Below are 5,660 nucleotides of genomic sequence, written 5' to 3' on the forward strand. Positions count from 1 at the left end.
CTGCAGGGCTACGCAGTGCTGTCAGACGCGTTTTACAACACCATGCAGCAGGCAGGCTTTTTTCCAAAAGATGCCATGAACCTTGCGCAGCTGCTGCGCAGCATGCCAGTTACCAAAGTAGATTCCCTGGCAGGCGCTTACCGCATTGCTAACCTGAAAAGGAGCTGGCCTTTTACCAGGGTGCCGGTAAAGGATACCTTACCTGTAAATACGGAAGAAGAGCGCCTGGCCTATGGCCTTGCTTTCCGGCATACTTACTGGCCGGCTGTAATGGATACCTTGTATAACTATTATGCTGGTAAGGCCGATTGGGCTGGTGCAGCTGCCGTGGTGGAAACGCTGGTGCTGGAACATCCTGCAGATGCGGCTTTATATGAGCGGGCCGCCAATTTATACGGCAAGCTGAATGATTTCAATAATGCCGCCTTTTACTTCCGCAAGGCTTTTGCGCTGTCGCCCACATTTGAAATGGCCCGCACGCTTTTTGTGCTGTACCTGAAAATGGATCAGCCCTTGGCTGCCATGCCTTACCTGGATTATGCCATGCAGCATAATGACCGCGGACTGAACCTGGCGCCGGTGAAACAGCTTACGGCAGAGATCATACAGCTGCAACAAACCACTACCCCGGAGGCACTGAGCCCGGTAGTGAACAAATACAAGCAAATGGGCAATAACGAAGGCGCGGCCAGTTACCTGGAGAAGCGCTTAAAAACCGACCCCGGAAATAAGCAGGCCTTGTTGTTACTGGCGGGGTTAGGAAAATGAAACATTACATCATGAAAAAAATCTTTCGCGCGCTATACGCTGCCTGGGTGAAGTTCGGAATGGTGCTGGGGTACATTAATATCCGTATTATACTCAGCATCCTGTTCTTTATTATCGTTACGCCTGTTGGGCTGTTGAGAAGGCTCGCCGGTAAGGACAGCCTCCGCATCCGGCAGTTTAAAAAGGGCCGCGGTTCGGTAATGGTGAGCCGGGATCATATGTATACGAAAGAGGATCTATTGCACACTTTTTAACGGGCGGGCCAAAAAGGCCGGCCCATATCAACCACGTTTATGGAATTTTTTAAAGAGCTTTTTCTTTTCCTGCGCACCCGGAAAAAATTCTGGTTGCTGCCGCTGCTCATTATGCTGCTGTTGCTTACCGTGCTGGTAGTGCTTACCAGCGTACCGGCCCTGGCGCCTTTTATTTACACCTTATTTTAACGCGCTTTGGCCAGCTATATATTAGGCATCTCAGCATTTTACCACGACAGCGCCGCTGCCATTATTATAGATGGTAAAATAATAGCCGCTGCGCAGGAAGAACGTTTTACCCGTATCAGGCACGATGCATCTTTTCCGGAGAATGCCATCCGGTATGTATTACAGGAGGCAGGCATTGCCTACAGTCAGCTGACCGCTGTTGCTTTTTATGATAAACCTTTGCTGAAGTTTGAGCGCCTGCTGGAAACGTATCATGCCTTTGCACCAGCAGGGCTGCCCAGCTTTTTAACCGCCATACCGGTATGGCTGCACGAAAAGCTGCACATTAAAAAGCTGCTGCGCAAACAGTTTGAAAAGTTGCATGGTAGTGAGGGCATGGCTGGCCTGGGCGGTGTAGAAGGTGATCAAGGTAAGGGCGATGATCAAGAGAAAGGGAAGAAAAACAACAAAACCAGGAAAACCAGCAACATCCCCACCTACTTCCCCGAACATCACCTGTCCCACGCTGCCAGCGCTTTTTATCCATCTCCCTTTGAAGAAGCGGCCATTCTTACCATCGACGGCGTAGGGGAGTGGGCTACTGCTACCATTTGCCATGGGCAGGGTAATCAAATAAAAATAAAGCAGGAGCTGCGCTTTCCACATTCCGTAGGTTTGCTGTACTCCGCCTTCACTTATTACCTGGGCTTTAAGGTGAACAGCGGGGAGTATAAGCTCATGGGGCTTGCGCCTTACGGCGATCCGCAGTCGCCGGAAACTATCTTGTTCAAAGAAAAGATCCTCTCCACATTAGTAGATATCAGGGAAGATGGTTCTATCTTATTAAACATGCCGTACTTCCGCTTTGCCACCGGCCTGCGTATGACCAATGATAAAAAGTGGGCCGCGCTCTTAGGCATTCCACGGCGGCAGCCGGAATCCGCCATCACGCCATCGCACAGGAACCTGGCCCTGGCCATGCAGCAGGTTACGGAAATGATCGTGGTAGCGCTGGCCCGCACCGCGCAGCGTATTACCCAAAGTAAGAACCTGGTAATGGCGGGCGGGGTAGCCCTGAATGGTGTTGCAAATTACCAGGTACTGCTGGCCGGTTGTTTTGATAATATATGGATCCAGCCTGCTGCCGGTGATGCCGGTGGCGCATTAGGCGCTGCGCTGGCGGCATATCACATCGCGGAGCAAATGCCCCGGATTATGCAAAACTCAACCAGCGCTTCCAACCATCTTCTTAAAGGCCCCGCCCCCGACGCTATGCAATCCGCCCTTTTAGGCCCGGCCTTCACCCAGCAACAAATTGCCGCCACCATTCAGCGTTATAATGCTACCGCTGAATATATACCAGATCTCCCAACCCTCAGCGCCCGCGTTAGCCAGCTGCTGGCAGCAGGTAAGGTTATTGGCTGGTTCCAGGACCGTATGGAGTTTGGGCCCCGCGCCCTGGGTAACCGCAGCATACTGGCCGATCCCCGCAATCCCCGCATGCAGCAGCACATTAACCTGCAAATAAAAGCAAGGGAAGCTTTCCGCCCATTTGCACCCAGCGTGCTGGAAGAAGATGCCGCAGCACATTTTGATATGCAGGCCCCTTCGCCTTATATGTTATTTGTTACACCATTAAGAACAGCGCTGCGTTTTCCCGTACCGGAAAACTATCAGCAAAATATTTATGAACGTTTAAGTGATCCCCGCTCGCCCGTGCCCGCTGTTACCCATGTAGATTATTCCGCCCGCATTCAAACCGTTAATAAAGCAACCCATCCAAAATACTGGCAGCTGATCCACGATTTTAAAATGCTCACCGGCTGCCCGATGCTCATTAATACCTCTTTTAATGTGCGTGGGGAGCCTATTGTATGCAGCCCGGAAGATGCTTTCCTGGCGTTCATGCATACCGCAATCGATTACCTGGTAATGGGTAATTACCTGTTGGAGCGGGCAAAACAAACCGCGGTACAAAATATTCCTGCACAGAAATATATGGCCGATTAATTAAAAAGCACTTCACAACCAATGGGTTGCAAAAAAATAATATAACCATTAAGGCCCACGTTAAAGCATTTCCATAAAATTAATTTTTTCGTTAGCCCGTTATTAATGCCCGTGTTAGTGTGCCCCGCCTTACTTGCAGTATTATTTCAATCAAAAGTTTAAATCGAAACTGTCCCGTTATGCAAAGATTAGTGCTAATACTTGTCATGGCATTTGTTTTCCTGGATGCGCATGCCCAGCAACACCTGGTAAAGGGCACTGTGACCGATGAAGGCAACCAGCCATTACCCGGCGCCACGGTAAGGGTAAAGGCCTCCACGGTTTCCGCTATCACAGATGCTTCCGGAAATTTTCAGATCAACACCGGAGAACAGGCATCCCCTGTTCTGATTATTTCTTACATCGGCTACGTGGAGCAGGAAGTAGCGGTGAATGGCGCTACCATAACCGTACGCCTGAAAACAGATGCACATTCCCTGAATGATGTGGTGGTGGTAGGTTACGGCGTACAGCGCAAAAGAGATGTTACCGGCGCTACCAGCACCGTTAGGTCGGAAGAAATTGTAAAACGCCCCCTGGTAAGGGTTGAGCAGGCCTTGCAGGGCACTACCTCCGGTGTGCAGGTAGCCAGCAACAACGGCCAGCCCGGCGCAGGTTTAAGCGTGCGGATCCGCGGGGTGAACTCCATCACCGGCTCTAACGAACCGTTGTATGTAATTGACGGTTACATTGGCGGCAGCGTGGAATCCCTTAACCCCAATGATATAGAATCCATGGAAATACTGAAAGATGCTTCTGCCACGGCTATTTACGGTTCCAGGGGCTCTAACGGCGTAGTGCTGGTAACTACCAAAAGCGGTAAGGAAGGCAAAACGCATGTGGATTTCAGCACCTGGTTCAGCAAAGCCAGCGTACCCAAACAGCTGGATCTTATGAACGCGTATGATTTTGCCCGTACGGTGAACACACAGTTCCAGCTTTCCGGCAACCCCGCTGCATTTACCGATGCGCAGCTGCAGGAGCTGCAGTCCAAAGGCGGCACCAACTGGCAAAAGGAGCTGCAGCAAAGCCCCTGGATCCAGAACTACCAGCTGAGCGTATCCGGCGGTAATACCGGCGTGCGCTACATGTTCTCCTTTAATCACCTGGATCAGCCGGGCCTTATCCTGAACCAGTATTATAAACGCACCACCTTAAGAAGTAATGTGGATGTGAAGCTGAACGATAAAATGGACCTGAAGGTGAACGTAACCGCGCTGTTCCCGCAGAACCGCAATACACAGTACCCCGGCGACCTGATAGACCCGTTTGCACAGGCAACCCAGTGGGATCCTACATCGCCCGTGCGCAATGCAGATGGTAAGTACATCCTCTCCGCGCAATACGGCTCCATACAGATCAACCCTGTAGCGCAGGCCAGCAACCAGCAGGTAGATAACAGCGCCACCAACCTAACGGGAACGGGCGTATTTACCTGGCGCATACTGCCCGGCCTTAGCTTCACTTCCAACAACACCTACGAGATCCAGTGGTCGCTGAACCAGCAGCTGTTCGGGAAAGAGACCAGCCTGGGAATGTCGGGCCGCGACTTTGCCTCACAGGGCAATACCCGCTACCGCTCTTACCAGAACAGTAACTTCCTTACCTACCGCGGTGATTTTGGCGATCACTCCCTTACCGTAACCGCGTTGTATGAGCAGCAGAACCGCCGCAATATTAATTCCAATGCGCAGGGCGTAAACCTGATCAGTTATGTGAATGGCTATTATAATATAGGACTGGGCAGCACACAGCTGGTATCATCCGGCTACTGGGCAGATGCTTTGCAGTCTTACATGGGCCGTGTGAACTACGCCTATAAAAATAAATACCTGTTAACAGCAGCCGTGCGGGTGGATGGCTCATCCCACCTGCTGGATAAGTACAGCACCTTTCCCTCACTGGCCCTGGGCTGGAACATTGCCAGGGAAGGGTTTATGCAGGATAACCGCATTTTCTCCGACCTGAAGCTGCGCGCCAGCTTTGGCGTAACAGGCAACCAGGCAGTAAACCCTTATGCTACCATTCCGCAGATCAGCACCGGAGCACCTTATTATTTTGATGGCAGCAAACCTACGGTAACCACACCGCTGGGCAGCCCGGTATCCACTTCCCTGAAATGGGAACGTACGGAGCAGTATGATGCCGGTTTGGATGCCGCCTTCCTCAAAGGCCGCCTCACTTTTACGGTAGATGCGTATCACAAAAAGATCAAGGACCTGCTGTATTATTTCCAGGCGCCTTTCTATAACAGTGGCGCCACCTATGCCCGCAACATAGGCAGCGTAGAAAATAAAGGATTGGAATTTGCTTTAGGCGGTACACCCATCAGCAATAAAAAATTAACCTGGAGCAGTAACCTGATCGCCTCCATTAACCGCAATAAGGTAGTGGACCTGGGCGGGCTGGATAACATTGTGG

Annotated in this window: 5 protein-coding genes; all 5 read left to right on the top strand. The window is 51.3% G+C overall.

The window, feature by feature from the left end; translation table 11 throughout:
* The coding region (locus VIM87_RS21710) for a hypothetical protein (RefSeq protein WP_331999037.1) at positions 1-768 on the top strand (768 nt) is incomplete at its 5' end.
* A gap of 11 nt (positions 769-779) precedes the next feature.
* The gene (locus VIM87_RS21715) at positions 780-1,022 is read left to right on the top strand and encodes an SxtJ family membrane protein (protein WP_331999038.1); all 243 of its coding nucleotides are present in this window, start codon (positions 780-782) and stop codon (positions 1,020-1,022) included.
* 39 nt (positions 1,023-1,061) lie between these two features.
* Complete coding sequence (locus VIM87_RS21720) at positions 1,062-1,211, top strand: DUF5989 family protein (RefSeq protein ID WP_217605039.1); 150 nt, start codon at positions 1,062-1,064, stop codon at positions 1,209-1,211.
* A gap of 6 nt (positions 1,212-1,217) precedes the next feature.
* Positions 1,218-3,200 carry a carbamoyltransferase gene (locus VIM87_RS21725; protein WP_331999039.1) on the top strand — a complete coding sequence of 661 codons (1,983 nt, stop codon included), beginning with the start codon at positions 1,218-1,220 and terminating at the stop codon, positions 3,198-3,200.
* 206 nt (positions 3,201-3,406) lie between these two features.
* On the top strand, positions 3,407-5,660 hold a 2,254-nt coding region (locus tag VIM87_RS21730; protein WP_331999040.1), incomplete at its 3' end, for a SusC/RagA family TonB-linked outer membrane protein.

Source organism: Chitinophaga sp., from assembly GCF_036569125.1.
Lineage (GTDB): Bacteria > Bacteroidota > Bacteroidia > Chitinophagales > Chitinophagaceae > Chitinophaga.

What these genes read in the sequence shown, in the direction of transcription:
- VIM87_RS21715 (WP_331999038.1), top strand. Translation starts at nt 780, where the DNA reads ATGAAAAAAATCTTTCGCGCGCTATACGCTGCCTGGGTGAAGTTCGGA.
- VIM87_RS21720 (WP_217605039.1), top strand. Translation starts at nt 1,062, where the DNA reads ATGGAATTTTTTAAAGAGCTTTTTCTTTTCCTGCGCACCCGGAAAAAA.